At 68.7% G+C, this 17,883-nt stretch carries 18 protein-coding genes and 2 pseudogenes; 12 read left to right on the top strand and 8 right to left on the bottom strand.

Annotation, left to right across the window (positions count from 1 at the left end):
• Window positions 1-205 precede the first annotated feature (205 nt).
• The gene (locus ACWC91_RS24995; protein ID WP_225081022.1) at window positions 206-475 is read left to right on the top strand and encodes a response regulator transcription factor; all 270 of its coding nucleotides are present in this window, start codon (window positions 206-208) and stop codon (window positions 473-475) included.
• Window positions 476-560: 85 nt separating this feature from the next.
• On the opposite strand, the pseudogene ACWC91_RS24990 reads toward ACWC91_RS24995, so the two are convergent.
• The 3 genes and pseudogenes from ACWC91_RS24990 to ACWC91_RS24980 form a co-directional block, all read right to left on the bottom strand.
• Window positions 561-689 (bottom strand): annotated as a pseudogene (locus tag ACWC91_RS24990) (RNA-guided endonuclease TnpB family protein); the annotation flags it as partial.
• 809 nt (window positions 690-1,498) lie between these two features.
• The gene (locus ACWC91_RS24985) at window positions 1,499-2,131 is read right to left on the bottom strand and encodes a DUF4360 domain-containing protein (protein ID WP_225081023.1); all 633 of its coding nucleotides are present in this window, start codon (window positions 2,129-2,131) and stop codon (window positions 1,499-1,501) included.
• 225 nt (window positions 2,132-2,356) lie between these two features.
• Window positions 2,357-2,542, bottom strand: a complete 186-nt coding sequence (locus tag ACWC91_RS24980; RefSeq protein ID WP_450644979.1) for a hypothetical protein — start codon at window positions 2,540-2,542, stop codon at window positions 2,357-2,359.
• A gap of 312 nt (window positions 2,543-2,854) precedes the next feature.
• Here ACWC91_RS24980 and ACWC91_RS24975 point away from each other — a divergent pair, with 312 nt between their 5' ends.
• Window positions 2,855-3,214 carry a DDE-type integrase/transposase/recombinase gene (locus tag ACWC91_RS24975; RefSeq protein ID WP_450644981.1) on the top strand — a complete coding sequence of 120 codons (360 nt, stop codon included), beginning with the start codon at window positions 2,855-2,857 and terminating at the stop codon, window positions 3,212-3,214.
• Here ACWC91_RS24975 and ACWC91_RS24970 read toward each other — a convergent pair.
• The 4 genes and pseudogenes from ACWC91_RS24970 to ACWC91_RS24955 all read right to left on the bottom strand — a co-directional run bounded on the left by ACWC91_RS24970 (window position 3,189) and on the right by ACWC91_RS24955 (window position 5,938).
• A complete protein-coding gene (locus tag ACWC91_RS24970; protein WP_450726046.1) occupies window positions 3,189-3,749 on the bottom strand; it encodes a hypothetical protein in 561 nt (186 codons plus the stop codon). The two genes, ACWC91_RS24975 and ACWC91_RS24970, sit on opposite strands and share 26 nt — an antisense overlap.
• Window positions 3,750-3,804: 55 nt before the next feature.
• Window positions 3,805-3,964: pseudogene (locus ACWC91_RS24965) on the bottom strand (IS982 family transposase); the annotation flags it as partial.
• A gap of 186 nt (window positions 3,965-4,150) precedes the next feature.
• A complete protein-coding gene (locus ACWC91_RS24960; RefSeq protein WP_450726039.1) occupies window positions 4,151-4,480 on the bottom strand; it encodes a hypothetical protein in 330 nt (109 codons plus the stop codon).
• 957 nt (window positions 4,481-5,437) lie between these two features.
• Window positions 5,438-5,938, bottom strand: coding sequence for a GNAT family N-acetyltransferase (locus tag ACWC91_RS24955; RefSeq protein WP_450643841.1), 501 nt, complete (start codon window positions 5,936-5,938; stop codon window positions 5,438-5,440).
• A gap of 132 nt (window positions 5,939-6,070) precedes the next feature.
• On the opposite strand from ACWC91_RS24955, the gene ACWC91_RS24950 reads away from it, so the two are divergent.
• Both ACWC91_RS24950 and ACWC91_RS24945 read left to right on the top strand, forming a co-directional pair.
• Window positions 6,071-6,793, top strand: coding sequence for an ArsR/SmtB family transcription factor (locus ACWC91_RS24950; protein WP_376505062.1), 723 nt, complete (start codon window positions 6,071-6,073; stop codon window positions 6,791-6,793).
• Window positions 6,794-7,208: 415 nt separating this feature from the next.
• Window positions 7,209-9,314, top strand: coding sequence for a serine/threonine-protein kinase (locus ACWC91_RS24945; protein ID WP_450643840.1), 2,106 nt, complete (start codon window positions 7,209-7,211; stop codon window positions 9,312-9,314).
• Between the two features lie 962 nt (window positions 9,315-10,276).
• Here ACWC91_RS24945 and ACWC91_RS24940 read toward each other — a convergent pair.
• The gene (locus ACWC91_RS24940) at window positions 10,277-10,750 is read right to left on the bottom strand and encodes a hypothetical protein (RefSeq protein ID WP_450643839.1); all 474 of its coding nucleotides are present in this window, start codon (window positions 10,748-10,750) and stop codon (window positions 10,277-10,279) included.
• Window positions 10,751-10,920: 170 nt separating this feature from the next.
• Between ACWC91_RS24940 and ACWC91_RS24935 the strand changes: the two genes are divergently transcribed.
• The 8 genes from ACWC91_RS24935 to ACWC91_RS24900 all read left to right on the top strand — a co-directional run bounded on the left by ACWC91_RS24935 (window position 10,921) and on the right by ACWC91_RS24900 (window position 17,873).
• Window positions 10,921-11,091, top strand: coding sequence for a hypothetical protein (locus ACWC91_RS24935; RefSeq protein WP_450643838.1), 171 nt, complete (start codon window positions 10,921-10,923; stop codon window positions 11,089-11,091).
• Between the two features lie 126 nt (window positions 11,092-11,217).
• The gene (locus ACWC91_RS24930) at window positions 11,218-11,754 is read left to right on the top strand and encodes a hypothetical protein (protein WP_225080310.1); all 537 of its coding nucleotides are present in this window, start codon (window positions 11,218-11,220) and stop codon (window positions 11,752-11,754) included.
• Complete coding sequence (locus ACWC91_RS24925; protein ID WP_450643837.1) at window positions 11,751-13,946, top strand: M48 family metalloprotease; 2,196 nt, start codon at window positions 11,751-11,753, stop codon at window positions 13,944-13,946. Before ACWC91_RS24930 ends, ACWC91_RS24925 begins: the two co-directional genes overlap by 4 nt.
• A gap of 318 nt (window positions 13,947-14,264) precedes the next feature.
• Complete coding sequence (locus tag ACWC91_RS24920; RefSeq protein ID WP_450643836.1) at window positions 14,265-14,666, top strand: 5-carboxymethyl-2-hydroxymuconate Delta-isomerase; 402 nt, start codon at window positions 14,265-14,267, stop codon at window positions 14,664-14,666.
• Between the two features lie 483 nt (window positions 14,667-15,149).
• Window positions 15,150-15,338: a hypothetical protein gene (locus ACWC91_RS24915; protein WP_450643835.1), complete on the top strand. Its 189-nt coding sequence runs from the start codon at window positions 15,150-15,152 to the stop codon at window positions 15,336-15,338.
• A 181-nt stretch (window positions 15,339-15,519) separates the two neighbouring features.
• Window positions 15,520-15,975: a MarR family winged helix-turn-helix transcriptional regulator gene (locus ACWC91_RS24910; RefSeq protein WP_225080314.1), complete on the top strand. Its 456-nt coding sequence runs from the start codon at window positions 15,520-15,522 to the stop codon at window positions 15,973-15,975.
• Window positions 15,976-16,026: 51 nt separating this feature from the next.
• The gene (locus ACWC91_RS24905; protein WP_450643834.1) at window positions 16,027-17,037 is read left to right on the top strand and encodes an ABC transporter ATP-binding protein; all 1,011 of its coding nucleotides are present in this window, start codon (window positions 16,027-16,029) and stop codon (window positions 17,035-17,037) included.
• Window positions 17,034-17,873 (top strand): ABC transporter permease, encoded by an 840-nt coding sequence (locus ACWC91_RS24900; protein ID WP_450643833.1) that lies wholly within the window; start codon window positions 17,034-17,036, stop codon window positions 17,871-17,873. Before ACWC91_RS24905 ends, ACWC91_RS24900 begins: the two co-directional genes overlap by 4 nt.
• Window positions 17,874-17,883: the final 10 nt, after the last annotated feature.

The raw sequence follows: 17,883 nt of genomic DNA, 5'->3' as shown, positions 1-17,883 counted from the left end.
CTGTGTGAGGGGCCGGGTACCGAGGGTGGTTCCGCACGCCCCCAACGTGGGCGGATAACGGAAATTTCAGGAAATGTGCGACGGCATGGAACCGGCCTGGACCCGCCTGTGTCACTTAGGGGCAAATGCCCATATTTCGGCGTCCCTGTAACGCTCCGAAGATGTGCCCGCGACGACCGGACCAATACGCCGAAGGAAAGCCGCCATGAGCCTCGCACCCGCTCTGCACACCAAAGCCCCCACCACCCCCGCCCCCGCCTCTGCCTCTGCCTTCGCGTGCGGGCCGGCCGCGCTGGCCCCGCGTGAGCGGGAGGCACTGCAGCACATCGCCGCCGGGCGCACCTACATGCAGACGGCACGGCGCATGGGACTCTCGAAACACACCGTCGATGCGTATCTGCGCCGGATCCGGGCCAAGCTCGGCATCAGCAACACCGCCGAGCTCACGCGCCTGGCCGTCTCCCTGGGCCTGTGACATCCTCCCCTCCCTGGAGGCAGGGGGATTCGTGGCTGAGGCTGCCTCCGAGAGCAGCGCCCCCAGAGGTCCTACGCCCTCAACAAGCCGGGATGAGACCAGCCCGGGCCAGCATCACGCGGGCGGAGTTCTTATCCCTGGGGGACACGGCTCCGCACGCGGTGCAGGTGCAGGTACGTTCCGAAAGAGGAAGTGCGTGCTTGCGCAATGTGCCGGGCCGCAAGACGGACGTGGCCGACTCGGTGTGGATCGCCCGGATCATGGAGTGCGGTCTGGTGCGGCCGTCGTTCGACCGGTGCGGGAGTTCCGTGAGTTGCGGGATCCGACCGGGGCGCGGACCGCCGCCGCGCAGGATCGGGCCACGGTTCACCAGGCCGTCCACCGGTTCGCGTACGCCGGCGCGGCGAGTGGGCCGGTCCTGGGTGTCGGCCGGCTCTCCTACCTCCGCTGCGTCCGGATCGCCCGGCGCAGCGTGCCGTCCCGGCACGACACCTCCAGACGCTCGCCGCCCAACGCCTGGAAGGAGGCCTGCCAGGAAGCGCGGTCCCCTCTGCTGCTGCGGCCCGGTCCGGCCGGGACTGGCCCCGAGCGATCAAGAAGCCGATGCGGTGGCCGGTCCTGAGGACTCGCAACGGCAGCAGCAAGGTCGAGCCGGGGCGATGGGCGCACAACCGGACCACCAAACAGCGCAGACACCGGAGCGCAGGCAGACCCGTTCCGCGACCTCAACCGCCTTGACCTCCTTACAGCCGGTCCCCCATGCCGTGACTGCGCCTGTTGCTTCGGCGGGAGTCGTTTGTCGGCGGTGACTTGGGGAGTCACTCAAGGAGGTGTCGGCTTGATCAACGTTAATGACTTTTGATGTCACTCGGCGGCTCGCGTGCCGCAAGAGGCCGATGCACGGGCGGGCCGAGTTACCCCTGCTCCGCCAGCACATTCTCCTCCAGTGATCACCACACAGTGCTACCACCGATTACGAGAGCCGTTGGCCTGGACGCATCCGCCGATCGCAGCGCCAGGAGATCACTGACACTGCTTCCAGGCCATGTGGTACACGGTTTTGATCCTGCCGTCCGTCGAGTCCATCTCCATGAAGCTGGTGGCGCTCGGGCTCGAGGTGCCGCGCTCGACCCGCAGTTCAGTGTTGATGTTGAGGTTGCGCTCCTCCCCGCAGGGGGCGAAGACCCGGGCGGCGACGTCCACGGTGTCGGTCGTCTGCCAGTTGCCGTTGAACCCGCCCTTGAAGTGATGGGTCGAGTTGGTGGTGTGGGATTTGCCCTGGAAGTGGTAGCTGGCTCGCTGGGTCGCGGACGCACCCGGCGCCAGTGACGCGAAGCCGCGGTAGCCGGCGGACACGATCGCGTAGGTGTAGCCACCGGGGACGTGCACTCGCAGGTTGAGCTGACAGCTCTTCTTCCGGTCAGTCGGCGCCGAGCCGGGCCCCACCTGGGCGAGGTAGTTACTGTAGGTGACGGTGAAGGCGGTGTTGTCAGGGGACACGGTCACGGCGGCCGTCCCCGCCGGGCAGCCGGAACCGTTGACCGCCACGGTGTCGATGAGGATCCGGTTCGACGGCGGGGGCGGGCTGCCGCCGAAGGCCGACGAACCGAACAATGATGTGGCGACACCAGTCGCGGCCAGCGCGCGGAGCACCATGGGCTTCCCTTCAGTCGTCCACGGATCCGGGGCGGGCGTCGCTTTCCGAGCCCGACCCCCGGATTTCACGTGGGCATCGCACCACACGTTGCGTGTCCGCGTGCAGAAGGTGACACTTTAGTCACTCAAACGGCCTTCAGGGTGGAGAGCTCGTTCACCCACGCACGGGGACAGAGCGGCGCGAGTTCGGATACACCGGCAGACTCAATCTGCGCTACCGCTACATCACCCAGGGGGCGCGCCGAGGGTGACAAGCCGGTGGCTCTCCACCAAGCGGTCATAGATGCGCTGGGTAGCGCGCCGCTGTTCGGGAGGAGCGTCCAGGTCAGCCCGCAGCATGCCGTCGATCAGCGGCTTGTAGGGATCGAGCCGGTACTCCTTGCGCCGCTGCTCTTCCGCGGCTGCGGCCACTGCCCGTCCAGAGCCCGCCGGACCGTGAGGGCACCGTCCGGCTCGGGCCACGCCCCGGACGAATAGACCGTCTGACACCCCAACGCCACGCGCTCCTTATCGACCGCGCATGATCAACATAGTGCCCGCCACTGACAACGCAGAGAACTCCGCCGCTGCGCGGCTCCGCGCCAAAGATGAGCTAACCCCGTCCTGAAGGACGGGGCTTGCGCTCAAGAGATCCGGTCACTTCCTCCCCTTTCATCGCCATTGCCACCAGCCCCATCAACTACCGCGGACCCGCCAAGTGAAGCAACGTCTTAAAGCAACTGCATTGGCCGCGGCCCTTCCCAGGTATTCACCTGGGACATCACCAAGCTCACCGGACCTGTCAAGGGCATCTGGCACCACGCCTGCGTCATCGTCGACATCTTCAGTCGCTGCATCGTCGGCCACAGGGTGGAACTGGCTGAATCAGCCGACCGCGCCGAGGAGTTGATCCGCGAGACGATCGACCGCAAGGGCGTCGTGCCCGAGACCGTGCACGCCGGCCGCGGCACATCGATGACGAGCAAGAAGGTCTCCCAGCCGCTGATCGGCCTCAGCGTGACCGGGAGCCACCCACGCCCCAGGACCAGCAACGACAATCCCTGCAGCGAGAGCCACTTCACAACCGGGTCCACTTGCCGCTGAAGGTGTCCTTGCCGATCTCGCAGGAGGCGATGGTGTAGCCGCCCGACGCGGTGGACTGCGAGATGACCCTGCCGTTGACCTTCAACTGGCAGGTGACATGGCCGCCCCCCTGAAGCTGCGCGGTGATCGCGTAATGCTGCCGGTTCTCGAGCGGCCTGGTCACGCTCATCGGCACCTTGCCCTGGGCGGGGGACCCGGCCGGGCCGTACCGCACGTCGGCACCGCTGGTGCCGGTGACGACGTAAGTGACGGTCTGCGGCGCCTCCTTCTGGGGAGCGGACTGCGAGGCAAAGGCCTTGGAGGCGTTGCCGGCGGCCGAGGGTACGGCGGCCGGGCTCTTGCCAGTACCGCTGCCGGGCCTGCCGCCGGTAGCAGCGGTGATCGCGCCGACGATGACCAGGATGCCGACGACCCCCAGGCAGGCGGCTCCGGCGCAGGTCTTGCCCCTGCTCTTCTTCTTGTGAGGTTCCGGGGCCTGCGGCGGGAACGGCTGCTGCGGCCGGCCGGGCTGCCGGCCCCGAGAAGGCGTGGACATGCGCGGACACCCCCATGCGGTGGCGTGAGGAAGGGGACGGGACGAGACGGAATTCGTACGGGAGCATGTCCCGGCAGTGCGTGCGCACGTGCCGCAGACGACAGGCCCCGCGGTGGAAACCGGGCATCGCCTGCATCACCGCCAGGCACAGCAACTCCCAGTGGCTGAGCTTCGAGGGGCCGCCCGGGCAGACGCGTGACCCCAGCCCGCGTCACATTCCCGTCGTCCGCCCGAAAGGCGGGCCGCGCGGCGTCTGGTGCGTGCGACCGCAAGGCGCCAAAGCACTCTCGTGACGGAGCCACGTGGGAGGTTCGGCAACGCGGCTGGGGGTCCCCTGCTCGAAGAACTTGGGGGAGGGCGTGCCAGGCGTCGCGCGGCAGGCGGGAATGTGACGACGGGGCCTAGGAGTACACCCAGGTCTGCGAGTAGGACGAGGACTGCGAGGACGACCAGTTTGACGAGGTCGAGTAGGAGCTGTAGTCCGGCGTATCCACGTACGACGTGGACTGCGAGGACGAGGAGGACGAGGAGTCCGACGAGGACGACGTGACGTCAACATCATTGGCGTAACCGCTGACGGTCTTGACCTCCTGCTGGGGCGCTTGCGTGGCCACGGCGCTGGTCTGGGCCGGGGCGGCGAACGCGGCGGTGGGGATCAGCGCACCTCCCGCGGCCAGGGCGGCGGAAGCGGTGAGGACCGCCAGACGCCGTGTACGAGGTGTGCGGGCCATGGTCAATCTCCTTGGTGAGAAATGAGGGGAAAGGAATGCGCCGAAACGGTCCTGCCGGTTCTCCGGCGGGACGGCCGCGGGACACACATCCCGTCAACACCGTCCGGACCATCCCGGTGGGCTCACCTGCTCTGCGTGAACCCATGCCTCAATTGACCCCGCCCCGGCGCACCGCGTCATGTCCCTGGAATTCGGGGCTTGACAAACATCCCCGGCCCACCGACCCTTCCCCCTCCCCTCCGGGGTGGTGTGCGCACCGCGTGCCAGGGCGGCGTGGGAACAGCGATCCGTCTCTTGGGGGATCGTTCCGGTGGGCCCCTCCGGGAGGGCGTCGACGAGCCGGGCCTCGCACGGGTACGCGTACGGGGCGCGAGGCCCGGGGCGCGGACGGATACCCTCAACTCCTCGGAGACAAAGGGATGCCCGTACAGAACCGCCTCGACCTTTCGCGGGTAGACGTTGAAGCCGCCGCGGATGATGAGGGCCTTCCTGCGGTCGACGGTGAAGCAGCCGTCGTCGCCGGTGCGGAGCCGGCCCTCCACAACGGTCCTGGCGGTCGCATCGGGGCGTCCCGGCCCGGTTGGCCGCTGGGGGACGGACCTTGACCTGGCACTTCCCGGCTCGGTGGCCCCGGCGCGACGCGCTGGAACAGCTGTGGACGGCAGCCGGCCACCGCCTGCGCTCCTGACCGACCACGCACCCTGCCTGCCCGTGACGTGAGCGGTCAGGGAGTTGTGACCGGCGCTGGTGAGAGCGCACATGCCGACCGCGAGCAACGTCGCCAGTTGGAACCGCACCCCGCGCGGATTACGCGGGTCGGGCACACGGGCCAGGGCTTCGAGCAACCCGGACGCCACTACTGCCCCGGACTGTGACGTCCCGGACTCGGTCGGTGGCGGGGGCTCTGGCGGGAGGAAAGCGGACGGGAAAGATGATGGTGCAACGAGCACGGCGACCTTACCGGGGCCGAACTGGTTGGCCGGCCGGTGCAGTAAGTTCTTTGGTCATGAAGACGCGGCTGGTGCCCGGCGGATCGCAGGGCACCTCCCCCAGACGCTTCCACCCTAGTTTCCGGTAGAAGCCCGGAGCCTGGAAGGTGATCGTGTAGAGCACGGCCGTGCGGCAGCCGCGGACGTGGGCCTCTTTCTCGGCCTGCTGAAGGATCTCTGTTCCCAGCCCGCTGCCTCGCAGCTGAGGCGGCAGGTAGAAGAGGTCGATGAAGAACAGCCCGAGCGAGGTGCGCCCGGTCAGTCCGCCGACCGCCTGGTGCGTCTCGGGATCACGGACCAGGACGGCGAGCGGTTTGCGGTCGGCGATTCCCGTGTGTTCGATGTTGAAGCGGTCCAGCGCGTCGGAGATTACCGCGATGTCCGCCGCCATGGGGGCGTCGGTGACCACGAGGTCCGTCCAGGGTTCGGGATGTGGTGAGTCGGTGAGAGTCGTGTCGGACGCGGTCATGGTTGCTCCAGTACGTGAGCGGAGGCGGCACGGCCTCGCGGGCGGATGCAGGTGTGGGGCCGGTGAGCCCTGCGCACGTGCCGACGCTAGGACGGGGACGCTTCGACGGACGTCGAAGGGACGTCGGCGACAATGGGCGACGTGGACATTCAGCGCGCAGGTCAGGATGTGGGTGTGGACCTGGCGGGCGTGGCCAGGCTGTTGGCCGACGGAACCCGGGCCGCCTTCTGCCTGGCGCTGCTCGACGGCCGGGCGTGGACGGCGAACGAGCTCGCGCGTTGTGCCGGAGTCGCACCGTCCACCGCGACGTCGCATCTGAACCTGCTCGTGAGTGGCGGACTCCTCGTCGAGGAGCGGCACGGACGTCACCGTTACGTACGGGTGGCCGACCGCAGGGTGGTCGAACTGATCGAGAGCCTTGCCGCGCTGGCCCCGCAGCGCAGCGCCCGACCACGTTCGCTGTCGGCCTCCGGCCGGCAGCAGGCACTGGCCCGTGCGCGGCTGTGTTACGACCACCTGGCTGGAGCCGTCGCGCTGGCGATCACCGACGCCATGGTCGAGCGCGGACTGCTGGAGTGGGGGCCCGAGCCGGGCCTGACCGGCAAGGGCACCCTCTGGCTGACCGAGGCCGGTATCACAGTGCCTGGCGGCTCACGCCGACCGCCGGTGCGCGCATGCCTTGACTGGACCGAGCGCCGTCCCCACCTGGCTGGCACAGTAGGTGCTGCCCTGTGCGCCCACGCACTCACCGCGGGATGGATGACGCGCATCGGCACTACCCGCGCCCTCATCGTGACGCCCGCCGGCCGTCGGGCATGGCACGACCACCTCGGCCTGCCACCAGCTGACCTCTGATCCTGTGGCGGTTGTCGACAACGCAGACGCAGTCGGACCCACGGCAGTGCGAATGTGGTCTGTGCCGGCGACACCCGCGTGATCAACAAGCGCCGCGCTCATCCTGAGTCCGGGCCACCCCCATGCCCGTGGTCAAGTCGGGCGAACGGGACTCTCCCCGGGGCCCTGCCTGCACCCTCCTGCACCCTCTCACCGGTATGCACCACCTCAACCGATCCACGGTAATGACCATTTCCCGGCGCTCGCGCTATCCCGCTCCTGACCCCGACACCGCCGCGCGGAACACGCGGAACATACGTGGGCTGCACCCGTTCTGGGTGACTTGCCGTTCTTCGAGCGATATGCGATATGTGGAGAGAGCCCCTTCCAGCGCTCGCCGAGGAACCCCTACTGGCCGTCCTGGAAGAGGAGTGCCATGTCAGGAGCGCAAGAGGCCGCCGGGCGCGTGATCATCGGACGTTACCGGCTTCTGCGTCGGCTCGGTACCGGCGGCATGGGACGTGTGTGGCTGGCGTACGACCAGGAACTGGCGTGCGAGGTCGCGCTCAAGGAGATCATTCTGCCGCCGGACGTCCCCGAATGCGAGGTGCGCTCCCGGATCGCGAGGGCCCGCGGCGAGGCCCGGCACGCCGCCCGGCTGCGCAACCATCCGCATGTCGTCACCGTGCACGACATCGTGGAGGAGGGCGGCCTGCCATGGATCGTCATGGAGTTCGTGCCCGATGCCATGGACCTGGAGGCGGTGGTGCGCGAGCGGGGGCCGCTGCCGCCCGGCGACGTCGCCCGGATCGGTCTGGCCGTCCTCGACGCCCTGCTGGAGGGACACCGGCTCGGCGTCCTGCACCGGGACGTCAAACCGGCCAACATCCTGCTGACCCGTCCGGGGCCCCAGCTCTCCTATCCGACGGAGGGCGGCGGCCAGGTGATGCTCACCGACTACGGCATCGCGCTGGAGCCGAGTTCCGGGGAGGACCGCCTGACCGCCACCCTGGAGATCCTCGGGACGCCGCGCTTCATGGCCCCGGAGCGGGCCAACAGCCAGCCGCCCACCCCCGCCGCCGACCTGTTCTCGCTCGGGGCCACCCTGTACTACGCCCTCGAGGGAACCGGCCCCTTCGACCGCGACACCGCCCTCGCCACACTGAGCGCCCTGCTCTTCGAGCCCCCGAGCCTGCCGCGCCGGGCGACGGAGCTGACCCCGGTCCTCATCGGGCTGCTGGCCAAGGACCCCGCGGACAGGATGGACGGTAAGGAAGCCGCCCGACGCCTCGCATCCATCGCCGACCAGCCCCACCCCTCCCCCTTGCAGCAACCGGCCCCCTCACCACAAGTGCCGCCGCCCGAGCAGCCCTGCACCTCGAAACCGCCACACCCCCAGGAATCCGCCCCGCCAACCGAGATCCTGCCGCCGGCCGAGCCGCAGGAACCAACCGGCCCGCCCCAGCAACCGCAGCCGCAGCCGCAGCCCCAGCCACACAAAGGGGACGAGGCCCGGGGCCGGCCCCGCCCGCCACGGCCCAGGAACCGGCGGGCCAGGCTCATCGCGGCGGTGGCGCTGGCGGCGCTCGCCGCGACGGGCGGCGGCATCTACCTGGCACAGTCCCGTTCCTTCGGTCCCACGGCACCAACCGTGTCCTCGATCCAGGTCGGCAAATCCCCGGGCGCGGTGGCGGTGTCCCCGGACGGGCGCCGGGCCTACTCGACCAACTACTTCGGCCCCGCCTCTGTGTCGGTGATCGACACCGCCGCCAACCGCACCGTGGGCCACCCCATTCCCGTCGGCGACAAGCCGCAAGGGGTGGCGGTGTCCCCGGACGGAGGCCGGGCCTACACGGCCAACTACGGCTCGGCTTCAGTGTCGGTGATCGACACCGCCACCAACCGCACCGTCGGCAACCCCATCCATGTCGGCAAGGACCCAATCGGGCTGGCCGTGTCCCCGGACGGACGCTGGGCCTACGTGGCCAACTCCAACTCGGATTCGGTATCGGTGATCGACACCGCCACCAACCGCACCGTCGGCAACCCCATCCATGTCGGCAAGAAGCCGTACGGGGTGGCGGTCTCCCAGGACGGAAGCCGGGCCTACACCGCCAACGCCGGCTCGGACTCGGTATCGGTGATCGACACCACCGCCAACCGCACCGTCGGCAACCCCATCCATGTCGGCCACACCCCGGAGGGGGTGGCGGTGTCTCCGGACGGACGCCGCGCCTACGCCGCCAACGCCCGCTCGGACTCGGTATCAGTGATCGACACCACCACCAACCGCACCATCGGCCACCCCATACCCGTCGGCCACACCCCAGTCGGAGTGGCCGTCTCCCAGGACGGACGCCGGGCCTACACCGCCAACGCCGGCTCGGACTCGGTATCAGTGATCGACACCACCACCAACCACACCATCGGCCACCCCATCAATGTCGCCGGCTACCCCGTATGGGTGGCACTCTCCCCAGACGGACGCCGAGCCTACGCAGCCAACTCCGGCTCAGCCTCGATATCAGTCATCAAGCTCTAACCCCCTATCCCCTTGGAGCGGCAAACCCGAACCGGCCACCGCAGGCCAGTCGTATTCGGCTGCTGGCCGCCGAGCTGCCATCACCACAGCCCGACACCGAGGTCGGGTTCTCCAGGGATCCTCGGGTCGCAGGCGGGCAGGGACGAGGTGTTTCCCTTGTGGATCTTCCTCGTCTCTGTCTGTGGGACCGTCGCGTGGGAGGGGTCCAGTTGTCATCGATCACGTGGGTGGGCCGTCCGGAGTGTCGCCACTGGGCTGCCCGGAGTGTCGCCACTACATGCGGCAGGGGCACGCAATCGCGGGACGGCCCCGCAAAGACCGTCCCACTGCCACACCCGCCCCACTGCACTCCCCACCTCCAGGCCGTTGACAGTGATCCGGCTGTAGTACCAAGCTGCAGTACTAAACTGACAAATCAGGAGTAATCCATCACCCCGAGCCAAGGGGGATCATCATGGTGACAAGCATCCGGAAGCGCATCCAACACCTCGTCGGTGCGTTCTGCGTTGCTGCGCTGCTCGCCGGAGCGGTGGGCGTGACGAGCGCTGAGGCAACGCCTCAGACAACGAAGGCCACGGCGGAATCGCTGAGCGCGGGCTGCATAGGCCCCTCGAACCCGCCGGGCTGTTAGAAGCTGTCGGTGGCCGGTTGTGAGCGGGACGTGGCCGACCGCTCCGGTCGTCGGGCATGTAATGCTGTGAAAGGTAGGGTCTACGGCTGTTTGTCAAGCAGCTTGGGCCGTTGAAGGGTTCACCGTGATGGGTGGGTGTGCGGGGACTGCGAGCTGGGGTGGGACGGGAGCCTGTAGGTCCCTGGAGCGACCTTGACCAGCAGGTTCTTGGCCTAGGTGCGCATGTGCAAGGCAAAGGTGTTCTCGGTGGCGGTCGGCAGCGCGGCCGCGATGTCGCGCGGGCGCCAGTCGCGGGCGGGGTGGTGCTGCCCGCAAGGACGGAAAGCTCGTGTCAGCCGGGGTTCGGCAGGAGAACAAGCCGTTCGAGGGCGCCTGTGACCCCGCCGGTCCAGGACTCGTGACGGATGAGGCGGAGGATACGGCGCCAGCCGATGGTGACAAGCTGGCCAGCCGCAAAGAACAAGCGGAACCACAGGCGGCGGGACACCCAGTACCGGCCCTGGCCCGTCAGCGCGAACATGGACATCCAGACCAGTAAGCCGAGAGCGATCCGGACCACCTCCACCCAGATCCTGATCTGCCCGGTGTGCTGCAGGCACAGGTCACGCAGACCGGCGAACCGGACGGCCCGGACCCGATCCAGGACCGCAGCGGCGGCGGCAGGGGCGGGAGCCCTTGCACCGAACCCCCGACGCGGCCGGGCCCGCAACCGGTGACGGAACCCGAACTCAACGACCGGCCGATCAGGCATGCTGGCCGCAAAACACGTCATCCACATACCGTCCCCGTCCCAGCTCTGCCGCACCTCTTCACCCCGCTCTCCGCGCCGCCGGCGCCGCCTCCGCCCGCGACTACCGCGACCGAGCCGCCGGTGGAGGCTGGCGGCTCCGGCCCGCCGGACGGGCCGACGATCACTCAGTCCACTGTCCCCGAGGGGGCCTTGTACTGATGAACGCCGCCAGGAGGAGGCGCAGCGTGCTTCTGGAGGACTCCGCGCCAGCGCTCTTCCGTTGGAACAGCGATCACGCCGCGGCGTTCCTCGGACCGCTGGACCACCCGGAGATCATGCTGCGCAACGCGCTCGGTGCCCGGCTCACCGCCCACCAACCACGACGATGCCCGGCCACCCCCATAGCGAGCGCCTGACAATCAACCTGGCCGAACCCCGGCCCTGAGAGAGGCCGCGAGGGCTCTGAGCCTGATTGAGGTTTTCGTGTCATACCCCGGCCACACACCCCGTAGCATGAGACGCAAGGGGTTGGGAGGTGTTCGGTGGCCTGGGAACACGACCGGCAGGTGGTTACCGCGTTGGCGCAGGCCGCAGTGACGCGGGCCGCGCCGGAGGAACTCTCGCAGTTCGAGGTTACGGCCGATGCGTTCTTCGCGGCATCCTCGCGTAGCCGGCGCATCAGGCAGCGCGACGACCCGTTGGGGCTGGGACTGGACAGCATTGTGGTGCTGACGAGTACGGTCGCGCTGAGTGTGGCTGTAGAAGTGCTCAAGCACCTTGCCACCGACTACTCGGAGAAGGCGCTTGGTGGTTTATGGCGGAGAGTGCGTGCGATTGCCGGGCGACGGGCGGAATCCGCCCCCCTGGCGGCGGCTCATCTACCTCAACTGACTGGGCAGCAACTGGCCGAACTGCATGCGCTGGCGCAGCAGAAGGCCCTAGCCGCAAGGCTGCCGTCTGATCTGGCCGTACTCCTCGCCGACGGGATCGTAGCCGAACTGGCCAGGAGCAGTAGCGAAACTAACACCGCATCCGGTCCTGCTCCCCTGCCTGACTCCGATCCCGCAGGGCAGGAGTGACAGACGCGCCGGCACCACAGCTGAACCCCTTCGCCACCCCGTCCGGTACCGCTGTCCGCTTCGCCCTGCTCATCGTCGCCGCCTCCACTGCTGCTGCCAGCCTGCTCAGCCAGGACACGGGGCAATTACTCGGTCTGCCCGCCAGCGATGTGCTCGCCTATCAGCACTGCATGATCGTCCGAACCCGCGAGGCGGTCGCCCTGCGGCATTCAGATACGGGCGGGTCGCCTGACATCGGGGAGATCATCGACTCGCTACCCGCCTGCCACGATCCCAGGGGTGTGTTCGGTCCCTGGCCCGCCATCAGCGCTCTGTTGCTGTTCTGGCTCATCGTGTTCGCCGTGTACTGGTGTATGCCTGCCTGGCGGGTTCGCCGGAAGCGACTGCGCCGTATCGGTTCCGATCTGCTGCCGGAGATGGCCGCGTACCTGAATCGGTTGCAGGAACAGACCGGCGTCCATGGGAGTGTCACCTTCCTGCTGGACCCCCTTGACCCCCGGGTGAATGGCTTGGCCTTCGGGAGGGTCGGTCGGCGCTGCGTCGTCATCAGTGGTGGCCTGGCTGCATTGTTCAGCCGGGATCGCCAGGCGTTCCGCACGGTGCTTCTGCATGAACTGGCGCATCTGCGCAATCACGACGTGGACATCACCTTCATCACGGTGGCGGTATGGCGGCTCGTCGGCTTCCTTCTCCTCCGGCGTGCGGTCTACCTCTTGCTGGCGGTCCTGGTTGGGCAGTTCTCCGGAGACCGGGTCATGCCCGATACGGCGAGCACCTTCCAATCCGTCGTATTGGCCGCGTTGGTGCCCCTGGCCCGCAACGCGGTGCTGCGCAGTCGCGAGTTGTACGCCGACGCCAGGACGATGCTCTGGGATGCCGGCCCGAGCAACATGCAGCAACTCTTCGACGTCTACTCGACCCACCCCACACCAGGCAGGGGGAACAGACGGCTGCTGAGTAAGCATCCGTCGCTGGGCGAGCGCCGTACCGCACTCACGGACGCGTCCAACCTCTTCGGGCTCGGGTTCTGGGAATCCGTGGGTCTGGGAGCGACGGCAGCCATTCTCTTCAACAACATCTCGGATTTCATGGCGCATCCGGTAGGTTCCCTGGGCGCCCGGATCGGTGACCACGTCGCGATCGCCATCGCGGGCCCCCTGCTCACGGCAGCCCTGACCTTCTCGGTCTGGCGTGTCGCCGACAGGTGCAGGAACACGGGTACGGCCATGAGTGTCGGACGCGCGGCTGCCGGAGTGGGACTCGGTCTGTGCCTCTGCCCGGTCACCAGCCCGACCATCGCTCTACTCGTCCACGAACTCCCCTCCTCACCGGCAGCGACGCTGCTCCTCTGGTCGGGGCTGGCGCTCCTCTGTGGTGTGATCGTCGTCTGCTGGATCGGGCTCATCACTCGCGTGTGGGCTCCCGTCGCCGCTGCCGGCAACCGTCCGGCACTCCTCATCTCCGGCGTCATCGCCGCGGCCTCGCTCCCCATGACGTTCTGGGTGTTCTACACCCTGCGGCAAACTGGCGTGGCCTTGTACGCGCAGGCGAACGCCGGCCCGCACGCGGATGCCCTGAGCTCCTTCCTGGCCGCGGCTGGGACGATGCTTTTCGGGGAGTCGCCCTGGGTAGTGATCGCCGTTGTGCTGCTGCTCGCCGCTGTTCCGCTCACCGGCCACGCGTGGGCGCGCCGGTGCCGACGGGGCCCAGGGGATCGCGGCATGACGCCGGAATACGCTGTCGCATTGGGGACCGGAGTGGCCTGCGGGGTCGCAGGGGTGTGGATCGGGTACCTGTTCCTTGTGCTGGCCGGGGAGAAGGTCCAGATCAAGGACGTGGAGGCGATCACCGTCCTGGCCGAGTTGACGGCCGCCGTCGTGACTTCCGCGCGCACTCGCCTCCTTCGCTTTCCCCATGGCGTCGTCGCCGCCTTTCTGGCCGGTGCCATGGTGCCGCTCGGGACGTTGACGGGGTTTCGGGTGCTGACCGGTGGGTCCTGGTACTGGGATGTGCCGTCCCGATCCCCGCTACCAACGCCGCTGGAGTGGCGGTCGGCAGTGACTATTCCAAGCTGGGGGCTGCTCGTGGCCACGGCCGCGGCCGCGGTTACGGCGGGACTGGCAGAGCTAATACGACGTCAGCGGCGCACCTCGGCCAAGGCGCGTAAGACATCGAAGGCGGACGCGTGGTGAACGGCACGGACCTCCCGGCACGCGGGCTGATCGGCAGGTGTCGGCGGCGTTGAACACGGCATCGGTGTTGGACCCGCGCGTCCGGGTCCATGCCGGCCTTCGCCGCGTAGTCGGCAGATTTACAGCGGGCTCCGCCTACGCTCTGCGACCTGCGATTTCCCCGGCAGCTAGCGCCGCAGGGGGACGCCTGGGGGAGGGAACCTGCGGCGGCCGGCAGAGCCCGACGTGTTGCTGCGGCAAGACGATGGTCTCTGTCGAGGAACTCGTCGGCGAGCATGGCGAGAGGGTGAATATGCTGTGTCCATGCCACATGTAACCGTGACGTACACCAATGAACTGTGCGAGAACGAGGTCCTCGAGTGTGAAGTACTCGGCCCGGAGTTGCATTCGCTGATCGTCGCCAACAGCGGCGCGCGCCCCGAGGCGTGCCGGATCCGTTTCGTCTACCCTCAAGACGACTGGTACATCGCCGGCCGCACCGAGGAAACCCACCAGGCGGTCCACATCGAGATCGCGCTGAAGGCTGGCCGTAGCGCCGAGGCCAAACGCGCGCTCAGCGAATCCGTCCTCGCGCTTCTTCGCACACGCCTCGGGCCTGTCCCGGAATTCGAGGTCCACTTTTCGGTCGAAGTGCGCGACCTCGACCCGGACGGGTATGCGAGCCACATCGAGTCCGCCAGGGATGTCCCCCGGGACGCCATCCCGCAGGGTGCCAGGTAACTGACGCTTGACCATGGACCCCGCCCGCTGGCCACGGTTGACTCCCTGAGGAAGTGCGAGGCGGCCCTCCATGCCTCATGGACGTCGGCTCGGACTCCTCAGCGAACGATCCGGCACCTGGCCCCGGCTGAGGGGAGACCAATCCGTGAGGGCACGGCAGCCTGCCGCGTCCTCACGGTCGCTCCCGGTCATTAGCCGTTGCTGCTGGCCGCCCTCGGATAGTCCAGATCACAGCCAGCCCACGTCCAGCGTGCTCCGTTCCCCTACTGTGACCTGCGGTTTCCCAAGAGCCGGGCGCTGTCGGGGGACGTCTGGGGGAATCAGCCTCTGAGAGTCGGGCCGCCACGCTCTCCCCCGCAGAAAATCATCGCCGAGCTGAGCTTCGGCTTCTGGCGCTTCCTGCTGGCCCGTCAATACCGGGCCAGCCTCTGGCCCGACCTCGCGGGCGTCGTCCCCCACGCCCCCAACCGCGCCCTGCCCACGGTGGAAGACCCGGTCAAGCGGCTGCACAAGTTCAGCAACCGCATCGGCCACCACGAGGGCATCTGGCACCTGCCGCTCGAAGCGCGCCGGGACGACATCCAGATCATGCTCGGCTTCATAGCACCGGCGGCCGCGGCCCGGGTCGCCGACGCCTCTCGCATCGACGACGTCCTCGCCCGCCGCCGCTGACAACCCGCTGCCTCTGTGCTCGTTCCGGTGAGCACAGCGAGGAGACGGCACTCAGGCCTGCGCCTCGGTCGCGGGACCCCGGTACCCCAAGCTCGTATCCAAGGATTCCGTCCGGCCATCAACTAAACAAATCCTTGACTGCTCAAGCTCCTGATATGCTTGAGCAGTCAAGGAGGTGGCAATGAGTGATGCGCTTGACGCGTCGCTGCGTCTCGTGAGGGCCCAGACGGCCCTGGTGAAGCGGTTCGACGCGAGCCTGGGAGGGTTGCATGGGGTGAGCCTGGCCGACTTCACGACGCTGCTGCGTCTGGGGCAGGCGCCCGGCGGCCGGATGCGCCGGGTGGACCTGGCTGAGGCACTGGGTCTGACTGCCTCCGGGGTGACCCGGGGGCTGGCGCCGCTGGAGCGGATCGGGCTGGTGACGCGCGAGACGGACGCCCGTGACGGCCGGGTGGCCTACGCGGCACTGACCGATACCGGCCGCGCACGCCTGACGGACATGCTCGCCACGGCCGAGCAGATCGCCGCCGAGATCTTCGCCGCACCCCCGTGGAGCAAGGAGGACATCGGCCAGATGTCCGCGCTGCTGACGCGCCTGGGCGGTACCGGCCTGTCCGGCCACACCCTCACCCCATAACCCCCGGCACGCCTCCCGACGGATGCCTCATCCGCACCTTGGAGCACCCACATGAATCCAACCCCAGCCCCCGCACCGCCCCTCGCCCCTGCCGCCACCACGGCCCACGCCCCGGCGGCCATCCGCACGGAGGGCCTGCGCAAGGTCTATCCGCGCGCGCAGGGCGGTCTTGTCGCCGTCGACGGTCTGGACCTGACGGTCCACCAGGGCGAGTTCTTCGGCCTGCTCGGCACCAACGGCGCCGGTAAATCCACCAGCATCGGCATGCTCACCACCCTGGTCGCGCCCAGCGCCGGACAGGCGTGGGTCGCCGGGTACGAGGTGAGCGCCGACCCGGTCGGCGTGAAGTCCCGCATCGGCGTGGTCTCCCAGGCCAACACACTGGACCGCGCCCTCACCGTCGCGGACAACCTCGCCTTCCGCGGCCGTTACTTCGGCATGCCCGCCGCAGCAGCCCGCCGCCGCGCGCTCGAACTGCTGGAGCAGTTCGGCCTCGCCGACAAGGCCGGCGCCAAAGCCCACCAGCTCTCCGGCGGCCAGGCCCGCCGGGTCATGATCGGCCGGGCCCTGATGCACCTGCCGGAGGTGCTCTTCCTCGACGAACCCACCGCAGGCGTCGACCCTCAGGCACGCGAGGACCTCTGGCGGATCATCGCAAGCCTGCATGAGGTCGGCCAGACCGTGGTGCTGACCACCCATTACCTCGACGAGGCAGAGGCCCTGTGCCAGCGCTTGGCCGTCATCGACCACGGGCACCTGCTCGCCTGCGACACACCCGGGGCGATCAAGGCGTCCAGCGGAGCGCAGACGGTCATCACCGTCCACTACGACGGCGATGCCACCCCGGCCACAGACGCCCTGCGCAGCATCCCCGGCGGCCCCCACGACGTGGCCGTCGACGGCCCGACCGTACGGGTCCGCACCACGCATCCCGACGGCGTCCTGGGCCACCTGCTGCGAGCCGGCAGTGCGGCCGGCCTCATCGTCCGCGACGCCACCACCACACCCCCCAGCCTGCAGACCGCCTTCCTCACCCTGACCGGACGTGACTACACGCCATGACCACCGCGAACCTTCTCGCCACCACCTCCCGCCCGCTGTCGTCCCGCCGGGCCGCCTGGCACGCCTACCGCGCGCTGACCAGCCGCGACCTCCACGTCCTGGGCCGCAACCTTCCCGCTCTGCTCATCCAGGTCGGCCTCCAGCCGCTGCTGTTCACCTTCGCCTTCGCCTACGTCATGCCCAGCATCGGCAGCGGACTGGGCGGCGCGACCTCGTTCTCCACGATCCTGCTGCCCGGTCTGATCGCCAGCACCCTCACCCTGCAGAGCATCATGTCCGTCACCGGGCCGCTGGCCGCCGAACTCGGCCCGGGCCGCGAGATCACCGACCGCGCCCTGGCACCCCTGCCCGTCTGGGCCCTTGGCCTGCAGAAGATCACCTCCTCCGCGATCTTCGGCCTCGTCTCGACCCTCGTTGTCGTCCCGATCGTCTGGCTCGTCCACGCCCCCGGCAACGCGCCCCGAGCCCATATCGACAACTGGCCCCTCCTGCTGACGACACTGGTACTCAGCGCGCTGCTCGCCTCCGCGCTCGGGCTGCTGCTCGGAACCGCAGTCGACGCCTCCGCCTTCGGGCCGCTGCTCGGCCTGCTCCTGGCCGCCGCCACCATGCTGGGCTGCGTCTACTACCCGTGGACCGCTCTGCACCCGATCCGCTGGGTCCAGGTCCTGACCCTGGCCAACCCGCTCGTCTACATGAGCGAGGGCCTCCGCGCCAACCTCACACCCTCCACCGGCCACATGCCGACCTGGGGCTACCTCACCGCTCTCACCCTCGGCACCGCCGCTCTGGGCTACCTCGCCCTGCGCCGCTTCGCCCGGCGAGTGCAGACGTGACTACGCGCCT

Source organism: Streptomyces sp. NPDC001204, from assembly GCF_053598035.1.
Note: the sequence above shows the minus strand (reverse complement) of the source record. Positions and strands in the feature narration are given on the sequence as shown.